This is a genomic window from Aquimarina sp. BL5 (assembly GCF_003443675.1).
Lineage (GTDB): Bacteria > Bacteroidota > Bacteroidia > Flavobacteriales > Flavobacteriaceae > Aquimarina.
The window spans coordinates 858417-874843 of sequence record NZ_CP031963.1 but is presented as its reverse complement, the minus strand read 5'-3'; the positions used below and the strand labels follow the sequence as shown (position 1 = coordinate 874843).

Here is a 16427-nt window from a genome sequence, read left to right as displayed (position 1 = left end):
AAAATTTTGAAAGTATTACTCATCACATATTATTGGCCTCCTGCTGGTGGTCCTGGAGTACAGCGATGGCTTAAATTCGTTAAATACTTTAAAGATTTTGGAATTGAGCCTATAGTGTATATTCCAGAAAATCCAACATACCCTTTAATAGATGAATCACTAGCATCAGAGGTTTCTGACGAAATCATCATTTTAAAACAACCTATTTTTGAACCTTACCGTTTAGCTGAAATTTTTTCTAAAAAATCATCCAAAACGATTAGTAAAGGTATTATTGCTAAAAAAGAAAAACAATCTCTTATCCAAAAGCTTTTGCTGTATATAAGAGGAAACTTTTTTATACCAGATGCACGTAAATTTTGGATAAAACCGTCTGTAAAATATCTAAATGAATATATTTCTCAAGCTAATATAGATACCATAATCACTACAGGTCCACCGCATAGTGTGCATTTGATAGGGAAGGAGTTAAAAGAAAAACTTGATCTTAATTGGATAGTAGATTTTAGAGATCCTTGGACTACAATTGGATATCATGATAAATTAAAACTCACCAAAGGTTCCATAAAAAAGCATAAGCAATTAGAGAAAGAAATTTTAGCAAATGCGGATCATATAACCGTAACAAGTTATACTACGAAAGAGGAATTTCAGAATATTACCAATAAATCTATTTCTGTAATTACTAATGGATACGATACAGAAAAAGTTTCGGAAGTACAGTTAGACAATGAATTTACAATTTCGCATATAGGTTCCTTATTATCAGGAAGAAATCCAGAAAAATTCTGGCAGGTACTTTATGAACTTACACAAGAAAATAATGAATTTGCTAAAGCTTTTAGATTGCGATTAGTAGGAGCAGTTAGCGAAGATGTATTATTCTCTATTAATGAAGCTGGATTATCTGATTTTTTGGAGAATAAAGGATATGTTTCTCATAAAGAGGCAATAGAGATTCAACATCGTTCTCAGGTTTTATTATTAGTAGAAATTAATCGACCAGAAACTAGATGTATCATACCAGGAAAGTTATTTGAATATATGGTTTCTAAAAGGCCTATTTTAGCTATCGGACCTAAAGATGCAGATATATCAAGATTAATAGAGGAAACAAATTCTGGTTATTTCTTTGAGTATTCTGAGGATAGCGAAATGAAAAGCGCAATACTTGGTTGTTTTAAAGAATTTCAGGAAGGGAAACTAATATCTAAAACTGAGGAGGTAGAAAAATATAGTAGAAGAGCACTTACAAAGGAGATGTCTTTGGTGTTGAAAAATTTAAAACAAAATAGAACCGTAGACTAAAGTAATGGGAATAGTAGTCAATCAATCCATAAAGAATGTGATCATTACCTGTTTGGGTTTTGGGATTGGTGCAATTAATACATTATTTCTATTTACTAAGTTTTTGGAGGAAGAGTATTACGGACTTGTGTCTTATTTGCTCTCCGTATCCAATTTAATTTGGCCTTTGATGGCTTTTGGTGTTCATAATACATTGGTGAAGTTTTATTCTTCTTATGTAAACAAAGGAGAACAAAATAAGTTTTTAACTATGATGCTTATTTTACCAATGTGCATTGCATTATTTGTAGGAGCTATTGGTTCTGTACTATACGATTATGTTCTTGGTTTTTTTAGCAACGATAATACAATTGTGCAACCTTATGTATGGACTATTTATATCCTTGCAATTTCTTTATCTTATTTTGAAATATTTTTTGCCTGGGCTAAGGTAAAACTGAAGAGTGTCTTTGGTAATATCTTGAAAGAGTTATTCGTACGTATATGTACTATGATCCTTTTGATTTTTGTGTTTTTCGAAATGATTACGGTTCAGCAATTTATATACGCTATTATAATCGTTTATATAGTTCGATTAGTAATTATGTCAGCGTATGCATTTGGATTGCATGAGTTTAAGTTTAATTTTTCATTACCCGGTAATTACATTTCAGTTTTTAAGTATTCCCTATTGATTTTATTAGCAGGATCAGTTGCTACTTTATTGATAGATCTTGATAAGACGATGATCGAACGGTATCTTCCTATAAAGTATGTCGCTAAATACGGTATTTGCGCTTACATTGCCAGTGTAATTATCATTCCATCAAGAGCAATGCATCAGATTACATATCCATTGACCGCTAAATTAATTAATGAAAAAGGCTTTGAGCAACTACGAGAATTATATAAAAAAAGTTCTCTGAATCTTTTTGCAATTAGTGGATTGTTACTTGTACTGATTGTTTGTAATGTAAATCAACTTTTTGAGCTAATTCCTTCGGAGTATGAATTATTTATTTGGGTAGTATTATTGATAGGAGCAGCTAAGTTGTTTGACAACTTGCTAGGTAATAACAATTCAATATTATTCAATTCTGATTATTATAGGTTGATTTTGTACATAGGAATCGGAATGGCAATTCTAGCATTTATTCTTAATATAATTTGCATTCCAATTTTTGGTGTTACTGGAGCTGCCATAGCTACATTTGCCGCGGTATTTTGTTATAACGTAGCGAAGATATGGATCGTTCAAAAGAAGTTTAAAATGCATCCATTCTCTTCTAAAACACCTTTTATAATATTACTTATTGTTATATTTCTGTTTGGGTTTTATTTTTGGGATTTTGGATTTCACCCTATGGTAAATATTAGTCTAAAAAGTATCATTATAGGGATAATTTACGTTAGTTTATTATATCTTTTTAAAGTCTCAGAAGATATTAATGATATACTAAAGAAAATCCCCCGAGGTGCCTAAGCATACAACTCTGGGGGATTTTCCAACTAACCAACCAAAAAAATAAATTCTTTATATTTTTTAACTTCTACTTCTTGCAGTACGAGATCTAGAATTATTCGATCCTGATTTTCTGTTAGAAGTATTTCTTCTTTGTTTCTGAACTTTCGATCTAGAACTATTTCCTTTACTAGTATATCGACTCTTATTAGAACGTTTTGTTACATTTCCAGATCGATTATTTCCATTACTTCTAGTCGTTTTTACTTTATTGTTACTTCTGTTAGAAGTATTTGCAACAGTGTTTCTACTTCTCTGAGATCTTTGAGTGGATTGCACTCTATTTCTATTCTGAGTATTTCTTGGTTTTGATACTACTCTGTTTCTATCATTACGTCTTACTTGATCTCTTGACTCAGAATTTCTAGTAGAACGATTGGCTACTGTATTTCTGGTTCTTTGAGTTGTCTGTACTCTATTTCTATTTTGAGTACCTCTTGTATTAGCTTGTACACGATTTCTTGATTCAGAACTTCTTCTGTTTACAGAACGATTTCTTGTTGTACTTCTAGAAGTATTATCATTTACTCTTGCTCTGTTTCTGTTTACAGACGTTGATCTACTACGATTTACAGTTCTATAATTACGATCATTTCTGGTATACATCGCCGTTCTTCTATCACGGTTTCTGTAGTCTAAACTTCTAGCTCTACTCGTTCTATTCCCTCTGTTATAACTAGCTACTCTATTGTTAGGTCTGTAATAGTTACGACTTCTATATGGTTTAGCGTAATAACCGCTGTAGTAGTTATTTCTGAATACATTATATGAACATCTATATGGGTTATAGAATCTTCTATATGGTCTATTGAATACGATACATCTGCTTACAACAGGAACCGTAAAAAAAGCGTGAAATGGTCTGTATACATAATGTCTATTAAAATTATTAATATATCCTGTACAGTTTACAAAATTCCCATAGCTGTTATAGTTCACATATAATCCACCAACTCTAGATACTCTTCCAAAACGATTATAGTTGATATATACATCACCAGCCTGACTAATTCTACCATAGTAGTCATAAAAGACTGGAACATCTTCTACCTGTACTACCGCTCCATAATCGTCATACTGCACATAAGCATCATAATTATAACCAGAATTAAAACTTATGTTTACTCCAGGGTTGTTGATATTTACACTCACACCACCTCTTGGCCTATTTACGTAAAAATCAAACTGTCCATCTGCGTATACAGAAAACTCGACTCCGTTTTCGCTAAAGATGAAAGATTTTCCATAATTGTAGTATCGAGATACGGTTTCTGAATTTGTATCAAATGCATTAGCTGTAAAAGATGCTAATAATAAGCCTGTAAAAAGTAAAACAATATTTTTCATAATCTGTGATTTTAAAAGAAGCACCAAAATTAATTTTTCGTACTCTCTTTTATAGTATCAAGCAGCGTGCCAAAAACCAGTTTTAGGATATGGATATAGGTGTTTTATAGGGTGTCAGCAATCTTTTTAGTATATAAATACTTGTAATTCAGAGCTTTTTAGGGTTTTATTTTTTTTGAATCAAAAGTTAACCTTATAAGTGAAATCTCCACAAAGAAATACTTATTCATCTTAAAACTTTAAAATATGAAAACTTATTTCTTTACACTCAAATGCGTAATGATCCTATTTATAGGAATCTTTACCAATGTAACTTTTGGACAATGTACTACAGGACAACCTAATATTGCTGTTCAGGCTGAAGCTTTTTCAACGATGACTATTGTAGAAGGTACTTCTATAACGCTAACATCTCCCATATCCGGATCCTCTTATCAATGGACACTGAATAGAGGTAATCTTAGTGGAGAAACCAATTCTTCATTAACAATAAACAATTTTGGGGATGTTAATATTGGAGAGTATAATGTAATTGTAGATGGTGTTCCGCTAGCGAATACGGTTGACTTAGGTATTTTTAGCAGCAGTATTAGTGACTATGATCTTGATCGACAAGTCTTGGTGGAGTTTTATAATGAAACTAATGGTCCTTCTTGGACTAGAAATACTAATTGGTTGTCTGGTCCTATGGAAACATGGGAAGGAGTTAAAGTAGAAAATTGTAGAGTAACTGAACTTCGTTTATCCGGTAATAATGTATCAGGGACTATTCCTAGTTCTTTTCAAAATCTTACGGAGTTAAAAAGATTAAGTGTTAGAAACAATGACATATCGGGTGTTTTAGATATTACGGCGATGCCTTCTCTTCTTAATTTGTATACTTCAAATAACAATTTAACCGATATCAGATTTGGAAATAATAATTTATTACAGCGAGTACATATTCAAGACAATCCGTTTATACCAGGGAAAACAATTGATATATCTACAATGAGACAATTAATTGATTTTAGAGCAGCACGCCTAAGTTTGGGAGGTCTTACTGTTTCTGGAGATTATGACAGCTTATTATATTTTATTATTGCTGATAACCAAATATCAGATACTCTTAATATTTCCAGAATGCCTAATCTTCAGCTTTGTTATGCTTATAATAATCAATTTACAGATTTTAATTTAGGAACGGGTGCGGAGTTAAGTAGATTCTATTTCTATAATAACCCAGTTACTCCCGGAAGGACTATGGATATCTCTGGTATGAGAAAATTATTAGATTTTAGAGTACAAGGTTTAGGACTAAATCAATTAGCTATGTCTGGGACATATAATGAGATGTTATATTTTATAATCAGAGATAATCAAATTACAGGCACACTGGATATTTCTACAATGCCTAACCTCCAACTATGTTATGCATTTAATAATCAATTCACTGATTTCAGATTAGGACCTAACTCAGAATTAGCGAGGTTTTATTTTTATAATAATCCAGTGACTCCCGGAAAAGCAATGAATATTTCTGGAATGAGAAAATTATTGGACTTTAGAGTACAAGGACTTGGGTTAAGTGAATTAACAATGTCTGGCTCGTATGATGAGATGTTATATTTTATAATAAAAGATAATCAAATCAGCGGAACTCTGGATATTTCTATGATGCCAAAAATTGCTTTATGTAATGCACAAAATAACTTCTTTGAGAATTTGATTTTACCATCTAATATTACAGGACCAGACAGAACTTTGAGTCATTTACATATACGAAACAATAATTTACATTTTGATGACCTATTACCTTATAGCAGTGCGATAGGAACTTTTAATTTTTCATATAATCCACAACGTAATGTTATCCCTGAAGTATTAGGAAGTACCGTTTCTGTGAATGTTGGGGGAGGTATTGATTATACCTGGAATCCTTCCGGACCTAATGCTTCTTCTTTTGTGGTTCCATCAGATGACTTCTATTCCTGCGATGTTCGTAATGCTGCTATTCCTAATTTAGTGATAAAAAGTGATAGCGTATTTGTGCCGGCTTCTTCAAGAACATCAATTAACAATAATTCCTTAAATAAAGGGCTTGGAAAAATAAATAGTGTAAAAACATATCCGAATCCTATACAAAGGAGTGCGCCAATTAGTGCCGATATTGTTTTAAGTGGTGATACATCAATTCGTTTTGCTTTGTATACTATTAACGGTCAAAAAGTAAAAGAGTTTACTTATCAAGGAAAGAATGGTCTAAATACCTTCCAATTAAACTCTGAAGGATTATCAGCTGGACAGTATATGTTAACCTCAGAGTTTGGGGTAAAGAAAGTTTCTAGTATGATTATTATTAAATAAGATTTTTTAAAAATAATAAGAGAGTATTTTTTTAAGTACTCTCTTATTTACTTATACACTAGTTTGGAAATAAGCTTTTATCAATATTTGGAATTACTTGTAAAGCATTCTTATAGTATAGTTTTTTCAAAACTTCGTCATCTAGATCTAATCCATACATTTTCCAGAATGCGTGGTACCTTTTATAATAAGGGAAGTATTCATCATTTGATTCCAGAACTCTAAAATAAGTATAGTATTCTTCAGGATTCCAGGAATCTTTACCGAACATAATTCTATCTTGATACTTGGTTAAAAAAGCTTTGGCGTTATGAGGTTGTCTTCCAAGTTCTGCAATTACAGCTCCAATTTCAGAATACATATTAGGTATTTCATCCATTAATTGAGCAAGCTTAGCTAAATTATTACCATACCAGCCTAAGTGGGCATTAATGAATTTAGTGTTCTTGTGCTTTCTGAAAATATTGTGTTGTTCTTGTATAATAGTTTCCCAAGCCCCCGTTACATTAGCATCTCTTTTTCTTCGGGAGCGCAACTTTAATTCTAACCATCTCTCATTTTGATTATCGTGAGCATCCCAAAAAGGTTTTGGATCAGCAGCGTGTATCAATACTGGAATTCCTAATTCTCCGCATTTTTCCCATACCGGTCCTATACGCGGATCATCAATTTTTATCCGATTACCGTTATTATCCTTATTATCCATTCCTTGGCTTTTGTATATTTTTAAACCATTAGCGCCTGCCGCAACGTCATTTTCTAACTGATTCACGGTTTTTTTAGTCCAGTCGGGATCGTCAATTCCTTGTAGGTTAATATTCGTAAAGACTATAAAACGATTTGATGCGTTAGTTTTTACATTTTCTAAAGCTCCTTTAAGATGTTCATCAGAGCCTCTTCCACGTCCAGATAAATTTACCATTACCGCCATGTTTAGTTTATTCATTTCCGCGACAACTTTACTAAGATCTTGAGTAGGCATTCTAAATTGATGATTATGAACATCAATAAAAGGAAATTTTGCTTTTTTAATAATGGTTTCTGGAACAATTAGGGTAGAAGGTGGGTCATAATCTTCGAATTGCATTTTTTGAGCAATAGCTTCATGTATAAACAACATAAAAAGTAGTAGAACTGAGAATTTGTAAAATTTCATAAGATGATCTAATTTTTATATTACTTCTATAAATATAAAATAATCGCTCAGTCTAAAAGAAAGCTTAACATTTTTAGTTAAAAAAAGAAAGCCCGCTACCAAGACAGTAACGGGCTTTCTAACAACTAACTAACCATTTATACTAATGATCATCTTGATTACTATATTTCTTTTTTTAAATAGTAAAATAACCATAACCACAACTGTTTTTTTAGAATTTAGTTCGTGTGTTGTTTGAAATCTTCTTTTAGATGTTTGTTTTATTAAAATATAGCTTTTTTTACCTTTTTTATAGTAGTTAAATTTTTATTCAAAACCATTTGTTATCTATTTTAACCGAAATGTAGAAGTGTAAAAATTTGATTGTTAATACATTGTATTTATTAACCAATTTAATTATACAATTATGAAAATTCACGAATTTAAATTCCTATTGATTTTTTTTTTAGCTTGGATAGGAACAAATGCGCAACAAGCTTCTGTCAACTGTAGTAGTTTACCTTCTTCATTGAGCCCAGGAACGGCTATTCAAGTTTCTGTTTCTTATACTGCTGATCAAAACCGAGATGTTGTTATAGAGTTATGGAACTCTGGATGGTTAGGACAAGGTAAGAAAACAGTTGGTGCCGGTTCTGGTACTACTACGATAACAATCAATGTAAATAATGCTCCATCTGCAGGGTCTAATTATTTATTAAAAGCAAGTATTAGACCGGTAGGAGCGTCATGGCAACAAAATATTAATGCCTGTTCCAAAAATGAAATAAATATAACCAATGGAAATTCTGGCGGTGATAATGGAGGAGAAGTATCTATAAACTGTAATAGTTTACCATCTTCTTTAAATGGTGGAACTTCTATTCAAATTCCGATTTCTTACGTTGCTGATCAAAATAGAGATGTTGTTATTGAATTATGGAACTCTGGATGGTTAGGGCAAGGTAGAAAGACTGTAGGTTCTGGATCGGGTACTACTACGGTTACTGTAAATTTAAATAATACTCCATCTTCAGGTTCTAATTACCAGTTAAAAGCTAGTATTCGTCCAGTAGGAGGCGGGTGGCAACAAAACATAAAGTCATGTTCCAAAAATGGAATTACTATAGGAAATGGTAATCAAGGAGGAAATGTCGGCAATCCTAATAATGGTCCTGATACAGGTTGTACAGGTCAAGATACCTTTGATCAAGGTGTGAGAATTGTACCAAACGCAAATTCGTGGAAAGACAGTTACAAAGCTAATGGCTATTGCTTCTGTCAATCTTCTTTTGACCATGGAGTTGGTAATTTTAAAATTACAATTAATGGACAAGGGCGAAATATTAGAGATATTTGTGACGAACTTAAAAAGCATCCTAAATATAGAAATTTACGAAACGGAGATCCTAAATATAATACGATACAATGTGGGAATGATCCGGGTCATAATGATGCTATAACGATACAGGGTAAAAGAATAAAAGACGAGAAAGTATGCCCTGGACGGGTAGATCAAGGTAGTAAAGGATGTAAATGTAAAGGTCCTAAATTTGATATGACTTGGCTATCTAGTCGTGCGCGTTTTGGTGGCGGAAGAGCAAAATCATTGGATCTTGAATCCAAGGAGTTGAATTTCTATCCAAACCCAGTTAATGTAAATGGAGAATCTTATTTGAATGTATATACCGGACAAAGTGGAACTGCCGAAATTTCAATACACAACATAAGAGGTGAGTTTATTACTTCAATGAAATATGATGCGGTAAAGGATACTAATTCTGCAATCGAGATCACCCAACTGCTTAAAGTTATTTCTGAAACCAAAGGATTATATGTGATTTCTTATAAGTCTGAATCCGTTTCAAAATCAAAAGTAATTTTGGTTAAGTAAGAATTTACAGTTGTAGAATATGATTTGTATTTTCCGTTTATCATTCAAGTCATAATATTCTAAGTTTATTTATAGAAAATCCCATTACCTAAAATAAGTGGTAATGGGATTTTACAAAACTAACTAACCAACTAACTAAATTTTTATATTAATCATCATCATCGTCGTGATTTTTTCTTTTTCTGTTTTTATAGTGACGACTATCATCGTCATCGCTATCATCTCCTTTATAATGATTTGATCTTCTGTTAAAGTTGTAATATGGATCGTGCGTTATATTACATCCATCAACTCCGCAAAAACCACATCCTGTATAATGAATATTACCTTCGATATGTCTTATTCTATCTCGTTTCCCGTAGAAAACACGTAGTCCGCCTACTTTTGCTAATTTTCCTCTTCTGTTATATCTAATTAGAACAGAACCAATTCTCCTTACTTGATCAAATTGATTATAGCCAATAGTAGTAAGACCTACTCGTTTCAATCTTCCATAATAATCATACCTTACAGTAAAACGATTGTTATGTCTATAACCTCTAGTACGTCCTGGTGAATTATAATTTCTGGAATTCCAGTCCCAATTGTTATAATTTCTTTGTCTAGGAGTTTTGAAATCAATTTCTCCGTTAGGATATACAAAGAACGTTATACCACCTTCGACAAATATAATAGGTTGTGCATAACGATAGCGTTTTGTAACCCTATCAACTTGATCCGACAGTTTTTGATCGGCCGCTTGTGCAGCTGTTCCAACTAGTAACATTGCTGCGATAAAAAGTATCATTTTTTTCATAACTAAAATGTTTTGGGTTTTTACCTACCCATTAGCTTTTCGGTTTCCGCTATTTGATTAGTAAGTAACCAAATGGCGTGCCAAATTTTTTTTAGTTACAATAAGATTGATAATTAAAAAGGTTTAATTAACTGTTTTTAAGAAAGTTAAAAATTTCTTTTGGATCTGCTCTTTCTTTGTAATCTTCTTTGATAAAATCATAAATGATAGTTCCGTCTTGGTTAATTATATAGGTTGCAGAGATCGGTAATTGATGATCTTCATTGCCATTACTTTTGATTAGATCAATTCCAAAACCTTTATAAACTTCAATTAAATCTTTAGGAAGTGTAAATGCTAAGTTGAATTCTTCGGCTATTTTATTGTCTATATCAGAAAGTACTTGAAAACTTAGGTTATTTTTTTCTGAAGTAGTAAGAGAATTATCCGGAGTTTCTGGACTTATAGCAACCAATGTTGCTCCTAATTCTTCGAATTCATTCTGATATTGTTGTAATGCTTTTAGTTCCAAGTTGCAATAAGGACACCAGCCACCGCGATAAAAAGAAAGAACTACTTTTTTGTTTACTAGTAATTCTTGTATTGAGATGTTGACTCCAGCTGCGTTAGGTAGTAATATTTCAGGAATTTTATCTCCCGTTTTTAAAGCTTTGGATGCAAGCTGACTATCCTTAAGGTTGGCTATTCCATTATTCATTATTTTATGAATGGTCTCTGGATATTTGTTTACCGATTGGTCAGCTCGTTCTTTTAATTGTTCTGTAAGTGACATTTTATTAATTTTAATTATTGGTTAGCTTAGCCGAAATTTTTTGTCTCACTTTACAGAATGATATATTACAATTATGTTAATGTTTTTAGAGTTTTTCTTTTAGATATTGTCCAGTATAGGATTTCTTGTTTTTACTAACCTCTTCTGGAGTTCCTTGTGCAATTACTTTTCCACCATTTTTTCCGCCTTCTGGTCCTAAGTCGATTACATAATCAGCGCATTTTACCAAATCCAGGTTATGCTCTATTACCAAAATAGAATGTCCTTTATTAATAAGTTCATTAAAGGATTTTAATAGTTTTTTAATATCGTGAAAATGTAATCCTGTAGTAGGTTCATCAAAAATGAAAAGTGCTTTATCCTTGGTATTTCCTTTTACAAGAAAAGATGCCAGTTTAATTCGTTGCGCCTCACCACCGGAAAGAGTAGAGGAGCTTTGACCCAACTGCACATATCCAAGTCCTACATCTTGCAGGGGTTGTATTTTTCTAATAATCTTAGCTTGTTCGTGAGTAGAGAAGAAATCAATAGCATTATCGATAGTCATAGTTAGAATATCATCTATGTTCTTATCCGCAAATGTAACTTCTAAAACATCTTTTTTGAATCGTTTTCCTCCACAGGTTTCACATTCCAGATGTACATCCGCCATAAATTGCATTTCGATAGTTACTTCGCCTTCGCCCTTGCAGGTTTCACAACGCCCCCCATCTACATTAAAAGAAAAATGTTTTGATTGATAATTACGTATTTTAGATAGTTTTTGACTTGCAAATAAGCTTCTAATATCGTCATACGCTTTAATATAAGTAACAGGATTAGATCTAGATGAACGTCCAATAGGGTTCTGATCTACAAATTCTACATGCTTAATATTACTATAGTTACCCTTAAGTTCTGTAAATTGACCTGCTTTTTCACCATATCCTCCTAATTGTTTTAGAACTGATGGATATACAATTTTTTTAACCAATGTACTTTTTCCACTACCAGAAACACCTGTAATAGCGGTAAAAATACCTAAAGGGATCTTGACGTCAATATTCTTTAGATTATTTTCACGAGCTCCCACAATATCTAGATAATACTTAGAGGTTTTTCTTTCTTTTGGAACCTCAATTTCAAGATTACCGTTAAGATATTTAGCGGTAAGTGAATCAGATTTCAGGATTTGATCAAAAGTCCCACTCGCGACTAAGTTTCCACCAAAAGTTCCTGCTTCTGGTCCGATGTCTAATATCTGATCAGCAGCTTTCATGATATCTTCATCATGTTCTACGACTATTACTGTATTTCCTAAATCTCTTAAAGATTGTAATACTTTGATCAGTTTTTCGGTGTCTTTAGGGTGTAAACCTATACTTGGTTCATCCAAAATATACATAGATCCAACAAGACTACTACCTAGAGAAGTGGCTAGGTTAATTCGCTGAGATTCTCCACCAGATAAGGTGTTCGATTTTCGGTTGAGTGTTAGGTATTGTAAACCTACATTATCTAAAAATTCTAACCTACTATTAATTTCTTTGAGTAATCGTTTACCAATTTGAGCATCATACTCATTAAGTTGCAAGTTTCTAAAGAATTCCGCAAGCTCATTTAATGGTTTTTCAACAAGGTCTGTAAGTGTTGCTCCTCCTACTTTTACATAATTTGTTTCCGGGCGAAGACGTTTTCCTTTACAACTAGCACATTTTGTTTTTCCACGATATCGAGAAAGCATTACTCGATTCTGAATTTTATAAGCTTTGGCTTCTAATTCAATAAAGAAATTATCAATACCTTCAAAATATTCATTTCCTTTCCAAAGTAATTCTTTTTGTTCTGATGACAGTTCGAAATATGGTTTATGAATGGGAAAATCAAATTTATAAGCACTATTAATCAATTGATCTTTATACCAACTCATGGCATCACCTTTCCAAGGAAAAACAGCTCCTTCATATATACTAAGGGAAGTATTCGGAACTACTAAATCTTCATCAATACCAATAACATCACCATAACCTTCACATTCCGGACAAGCACCATAAGGATTGTTAAAACTAAATAAGTGAACATTAGGTTCCAGAAATGTCATTCCGTCTAATTCGAACTTATTACTAAATTGTCGTAAATCATTATCTTTTAAAGTTTCTACAAAACAAGTTCCTTTTCCTTCAAAAAATCCAGAACTCACTGCATCCGCAAGCCGGTTATAGAAATCTTCTTCATCTCTTTTTATAATTCGATCTATGACAAGATATACTTTGTCTTTTTTTGTAATCTGAGCTTCTTCAATTCTGCAGACGGTATCATTAATTTTTACACGGGCATATCCTTGCTGTTGTAATACTTTTAGTTTTTCCTCCGTTGTACGTCCATTTTCTACGTGAATCGGTGCCAATAATAATAGCTTCTCACCTTCATCAAATGTTTTTACATATTCAATTACGTCTGTAACAGTATCTTTTTTAACTTGATTTCCAGAAATTGGAGAGTAGGTTTTACCAATTCTCGCAAAAAGTAGTTTTAGATAATCATAAATTTCTGTTGTAGTACCAACGGTTGATCTTGGGTTGGTAGAATTTACTTTTTGCTCAATAGCAATAGCAGGAGCGATTCCTTTTATATAATCAACTTTTGGTTTATTAAGTCGTCCTAAAAATTGTCTTGCATAAGAAGAAAGACTCTCTACATATCTACGTTGACCTTCTGCATATAAGGTATCAAAGGCTAAACTGGATTTTCCTGATCCAGATAACCCGGTGATTACCACTAATTTATTCCTTGGGATTGCTGCATCCAAATTTTTGAGGTTATGCAGTTTGGCTCCTTTAATTAAAATATTATGTTTCGGATCTAAAGTTGTAATGTCTTCAATCATAGTAAATATGCGGTGTGAGGGCAAATATAATGATTACTTAAGAAGTATTCTAGAGGATTGATCTGGAAAGTTAAGTTAAAAAAATTAACATGAAATAGTTTGATTTTCAAGGATTGTTACTATATTAGCCCCAGTAATTAAACCAAAATCTAAAAAGAACAGCCTATAGCAAACCATTACTTTTAAAGTTTAACATAGCCCGAGCCCCAAGCTTGTTGGTCCTAAATTAAGTAATAGGTATGAAAGATTACACAATATCGGATGCTGTTCTGGTAAACAATTACATCAATGGTGAGGAAAACGCCTTATCTACGCTAATCGAACGTCATAAGCAACGTATTTACAGTTTTATTTATTCTAAAGTTTTTGATCGGGATGTATCTGAAGATATTTTTCAGGATACGTTTATTAAAGTTATTCGTACTTTAAAACTTGGAAAGTATAACGAAGAAGGAAAGTTTTTGCCTTGGGTAATGCGTATTGCTCATAATCTGGTTATTGACCATTTCCGTAAAGGAAATCGTATGCCTAAATTCGAAGATAATGGAGAATTTAGTATCTTCTCAATTATTAGTGATGGAGATCTAAATGCAGAAAAAAGAATTATAAAGGATCAAGTAGAGGAAGATCTACGTAATTTGATTCAGGAATTACCTGAAGATCAAAAAGAAGTATTAGTGATGCGTATGTATCGTGATATGAGTTTTAAAGAAATATCTGATAAGACGGGTGTGAGTATAAATACAGCACTTGGACGAATGAGATATGCATTAATTAATTTGAGAAAGGTTATTGAGAAAAACAATATTGTTTTAACGAATTAACATTTCTTTATACAATAAAGTATATTTTGCCTCGTTATTTATAAAAATAACCCTTAATTTAAGATTAATTAATATGGCAAAATTTTACTTTAAGTCTTCTCAAAAAGAGGAGCAACAACAATTAGTACCGAAGAAAATCACTGTAGATTTTCTACTAAATTATTCAAAGGCTTTAAGTGTTATAGATTATAAAAACATGAAGTTTGAAGCACTTCTAAATTAAAACTAAACTTTGTGAAAGACCTGTTATCCTAGATAATAGGTCTTTTATTTTTTAAGGTATTCATTGATTACTGTTTTTCTTCCTATTGTTTTAGTAATAATATCCTTATCAAGATTCCAGCCTCTTGCTGGCGAATATTCTCTACCATACCAAATAATCTGCAGATGAAGATCATTCCATAATTCTCTTGGAAATAAACGTTTGGCATCCTTTTCGGTCTGTGTTACATTTTTACCATTGCTAAAACCCCAGCGATACATCAATCGATGAATATGCGTGTCGACAGGAAATGCCGGTACTCCAAAAGCTTGGGACATCACTACACTAGCGGTTTTATGTCCAACAGCTGGTAGCTCTTCTAAATCTTCAAAACTTTGAGGTACTTCTCCATTATGTTTATCAATCAGAATCTGAGATAATCCATGGATACCTTTAGACTTCATCGGACTAAGACCTACAGGTCTTATAATATCTCTAATTTCTTCTAATGATAATTTTACCATTCTGTATGGATTATCTGCACGTTCAAATAGGAGAGGAGTAATCTGATTTACTCTAACGTCTGTGCTCTGAGCACTCATAAGCACTGCTATTAGCAAGGTGTATGGGTCTTTATGATCTAATGGAATGGGTATTCTGGGATATAGCTCCTTAAGTGTTTTGATGGTGAAATCAACTTTTTCCTTTTTAGTCATATGAATAGAATTATTTTCTGCTAAAATATGAATATTTAGGAGGTTTTAGATATCGAATTAAAACTTAAATTTTTAATAAAATCATCATTGAATTATAATTTTTGTTTTAATTTTATCAAAAAAGTTTAAACAAACTTAATTTTAAGTTTTCATATAATTATAAAAGAATGACATCATTAAAAGCAGGAGATAAAGCTCCTAATTTCTCAGCATTGGATCAAGATGGAAATACTATTAGTTTAGAAGATTACAAAGGAAAAAAATTAGTTGTTTTTTTCTACCCAAAAGCTAGTACACCTGGTTGTACGGCAGAGGCTTGTAATCTTAAAGACAATTATCAAACGTTTCAATCTCAGGGATATGAAATTCTTGGTGTGAGTGCAGATAGTGCAAAGCGTCAACAAAATTTTAAAAATAAATATGAATTACCTTATCCATTACTAGCGGATGAAGACAAGAAGGTGATAGAAGCTTTTAATGTTTGGGGCCCTAAAAAGTTCATGGGTAAAGAATATGATGGAATTCATAGAACTACTTTTGTAATAGACGAAAATTCGGTTCTTACTGAAGTTATTACTAAGGTAAAAACCAAAGATCACGCTGCTCAAATTCTTTAATTAAGTATAATATCATAGAAGATTTTAAAGGCATATCTACTGAAAAGTACGTATGCCTTTCTTTTTTAAATGTTTGAAGTAGATAAATGTTTTTCCTAAAGATTCG

Annotated in this window: 13 protein-coding genes; 7 read left to right on the top strand and 6 right to left on the bottom strand. The window is 32.2% G+C overall.

The annotated features are described in order from the left end of the window. Positions 1-3: 3 nt before the first annotated feature. Complete coding sequence (locus D1818_RS03920; RefSeq protein ID WP_118456495.1) at positions 4-1308, top strand: glycosyltransferase family 4 protein; 1305 nt, start codon at positions 4-6, stop codon at positions 1306-1308. Positions 1309-1312: 4 nt separating this feature from the next. Continuing rightward, positions 1313-2770: a polysaccharide biosynthesis C-terminal domain-containing protein gene (locus D1818_RS03915; RefSeq protein WP_118456494.1), complete on the top strand. Its 1458-nt coding sequence runs from the start codon at positions 1313-1315 to the stop codon at positions 2768-2770. A gap of 60 nt (positions 2771-2830) precedes the next feature. On the opposite strand, the gene D1818_RS03910 is transcribed toward D1818_RS03915, so the two are convergent. Next, positions 2831-4156 (bottom strand): hypothetical protein, encoded by a 1326-nt coding sequence (locus D1818_RS03910; protein ID WP_118456493.1) that lies wholly within the window; start codon positions 4154-4156, stop codon positions 2831-2833. 246 nt (positions 4157-4402) lie between these two features. Between D1818_RS03910 and D1818_RS03905 the strand changes: the two genes are divergently transcribed. Continuing rightward, positions 4403-6502: a T9SS type A sorting domain-containing protein gene (locus D1818_RS03905; RefSeq protein WP_118456492.1), complete on the top strand. Its 2100-nt coding sequence runs from the start codon at positions 4403-4405 to the stop codon at positions 6500-6502. Positions 6503-6560: 58 nt separating this feature from the next. Here the strand turns inward: D1818_RS03905 and D1818_RS03900 are convergent, their stop codons facing one another. Then, a complete protein-coding gene (locus tag D1818_RS03900; protein ID WP_118456491.1) occupies positions 6561-7658 on the bottom strand; it encodes an amidohydrolase family protein in 1098 nt (365 codons plus the stop codon). Positions 7659-8064: 406 nt separating this feature from the next. Between D1818_RS03900 and D1818_RS03895 the strand changes: the two genes are divergently transcribed. Continuing rightward, positions 8065-9528 (top strand): T9SS type A sorting domain-containing protein, encoded by a 1464-nt coding sequence (locus D1818_RS03895; RefSeq protein ID WP_118456490.1) that lies wholly within the window; start codon positions 8065-8067, stop codon positions 9526-9528. Between the two features lie 148 nt (positions 9529-9676). On the opposite strand, the gene D1818_RS03890 is transcribed toward D1818_RS03895, so the two are convergent. From D1818_RS03890 to uvrA, 3 genes are all read right to left on the bottom strand, one after another. Then, a complete protein-coding gene (locus D1818_RS03890; protein ID WP_118456489.1) occupies positions 9677-10324 on the bottom strand; it encodes a hypothetical protein in 648 nt (215 codons plus the stop codon). Positions 10325-10451: 127 nt separating this feature from the next. Then, positions 10452-11096 carry a peroxiredoxin-like family protein gene (locus D1818_RS03885; protein ID WP_118456488.1) on the bottom strand — a complete coding sequence of 215 codons (645 nt, stop codon included), beginning with the start codon at positions 11094-11096 and terminating at the stop codon, positions 10452-10454. 85 nt (positions 11097-11181) lie between these two features. Continuing rightward, complete coding sequence (gene uvrA, locus D1818_RS03880; protein ID WP_118456487.1) at positions 11182-13962, bottom strand: excinuclease ABC subunit UvrA; 2781 nt, start codon at positions 13960-13962, stop codon at positions 11182-11184. 239 nt (positions 13963-14201) lie between these two features. On the opposite strand from uvrA, the gene D1818_RS03875 reads away from it, so the two are divergent. Together D1818_RS03875 and D1818_RS25210 are read left to right on the top strand one after the other, a co-directional pair. Continuing rightward, positions 14202-14786 (top strand): RNA polymerase sigma factor, encoded by a 585-nt coding sequence (locus D1818_RS03875; RefSeq protein ID WP_118456486.1) that lies wholly within the window; start codon positions 14202-14204, stop codon positions 14784-14786. Positions 14787-14859: 73 nt separating this feature from the next. Then, the gene (locus tag D1818_RS25210; RefSeq protein WP_162897256.1) at positions 14860-15009 is read left to right on the top strand and encodes a hypothetical protein; all 150 of its coding nucleotides are present in this window, start codon (positions 14860-14862) and stop codon (positions 15007-15009) included. Between the two features lie 44 nt (positions 15010-15053). Here D1818_RS25210 and nth read toward each other — a convergent pair whose 3' ends face one another. Beyond that, positions 15054-15704 carry an endonuclease III gene (gene nth / locus D1818_RS03870; protein ID WP_118456485.1) on the bottom strand — a complete coding sequence of 217 codons (651 nt, stop codon included), beginning with the start codon at positions 15702-15704 and terminating at the stop codon, positions 15054-15056. A gap of 167 nt (positions 15705-15871) precedes the next feature. Here nth and bcp point away from each other — a divergent pair, with 167 nt between their 5' ends. Further along, positions 15872-16321, top strand: a complete 450-nt coding sequence (gene bcp, locus D1818_RS03865; RefSeq protein ID WP_118456484.1) for a thioredoxin-dependent thiol peroxidase — start codon at positions 15872-15874, stop codon at positions 16319-16321. Positions 16322-16427 lie beyond the last annotated feature (106 nt).

What these genes read in the sequence shown, in the direction of transcription:
- D1818_RS03915 (WP_118456494.1), top strand. Translation starts at nt 1,313, where the DNA reads ATGGGAATAGTAGTCAATCAATCCATAAAGAATGTGATCATTACCTGT.
- D1818_RS03875 (WP_118456486.1), top strand. Translation starts at nt 14,202, where the DNA reads ATGAAAGATTACACAATATCGGATGCTGTTCTGGTAAACAATTACATC.
- D1818_RS03895 (WP_118456490.1), top strand. Translation starts at nt 8,065, where the DNA reads ATGAAAATTCACGAATTTAAATTCCTATTGATTTTTTTTTTAGCTTGG.
- uvrA (WP_118456487.1), bottom strand. Translation starts at nt 13,962, where the DNA reads ATGATTGAAGACATTACAACTTTAGATCCGAAACATAATATTTTAATT.
- D1818_RS03905 (WP_118456492.1), top strand. Translation starts at nt 4,403, where the DNA reads ATGAAAACTTATTTCTTTACACTCAAATGCGTAATGATCCTATTTATA.
- D1818_RS25210 (WP_162897256.1), top strand. Translation starts at nt 14,860, where the DNA reads ATGGCAAAATTTTACTTTAAGTCTTCTCAAAAAGAGGAGCAACAACAA.
- D1818_RS03885 (WP_118456488.1), bottom strand. Translation starts at nt 11,096, where the DNA reads ATGTCACTTACAGAACAATTAAAAGAACGAGCTGACCAATCGGTAAAC.
- D1818_RS03910 (WP_118456493.1), bottom strand. Translation starts at nt 4,156, where the DNA reads ATGAAAAATATTGTTTTACTTTTTACAGGCTTATTATTAGCATCTTTT.
- D1818_RS03890 (WP_118456489.1), bottom strand. Translation starts at nt 10,324, where the DNA reads ATGAAAAAAATGATACTTTTTATCGCAGCAATGTTACTAGTTGGAACA.
- bcp (WP_118456484.1), top strand. Translation starts at nt 15,872, where the DNA reads ATGACATCATTAAAAGCAGGAGATAAAGCTCCTAATTTCTCAGCATTG.
- D1818_RS03900 (WP_118456491.1), bottom strand. Translation starts at nt 7,658, where the DNA reads ATGAAATTTTACAAATTCTCAGTTCTACTACTTTTTATGTTGTTTATA.
- nth (WP_118456485.1), bottom strand. Translation starts at nt 15,704, where the DNA reads ATGACTAAAAAGGAAAAAGTTGATTTCACCATCAAAACACTTAAGGAG.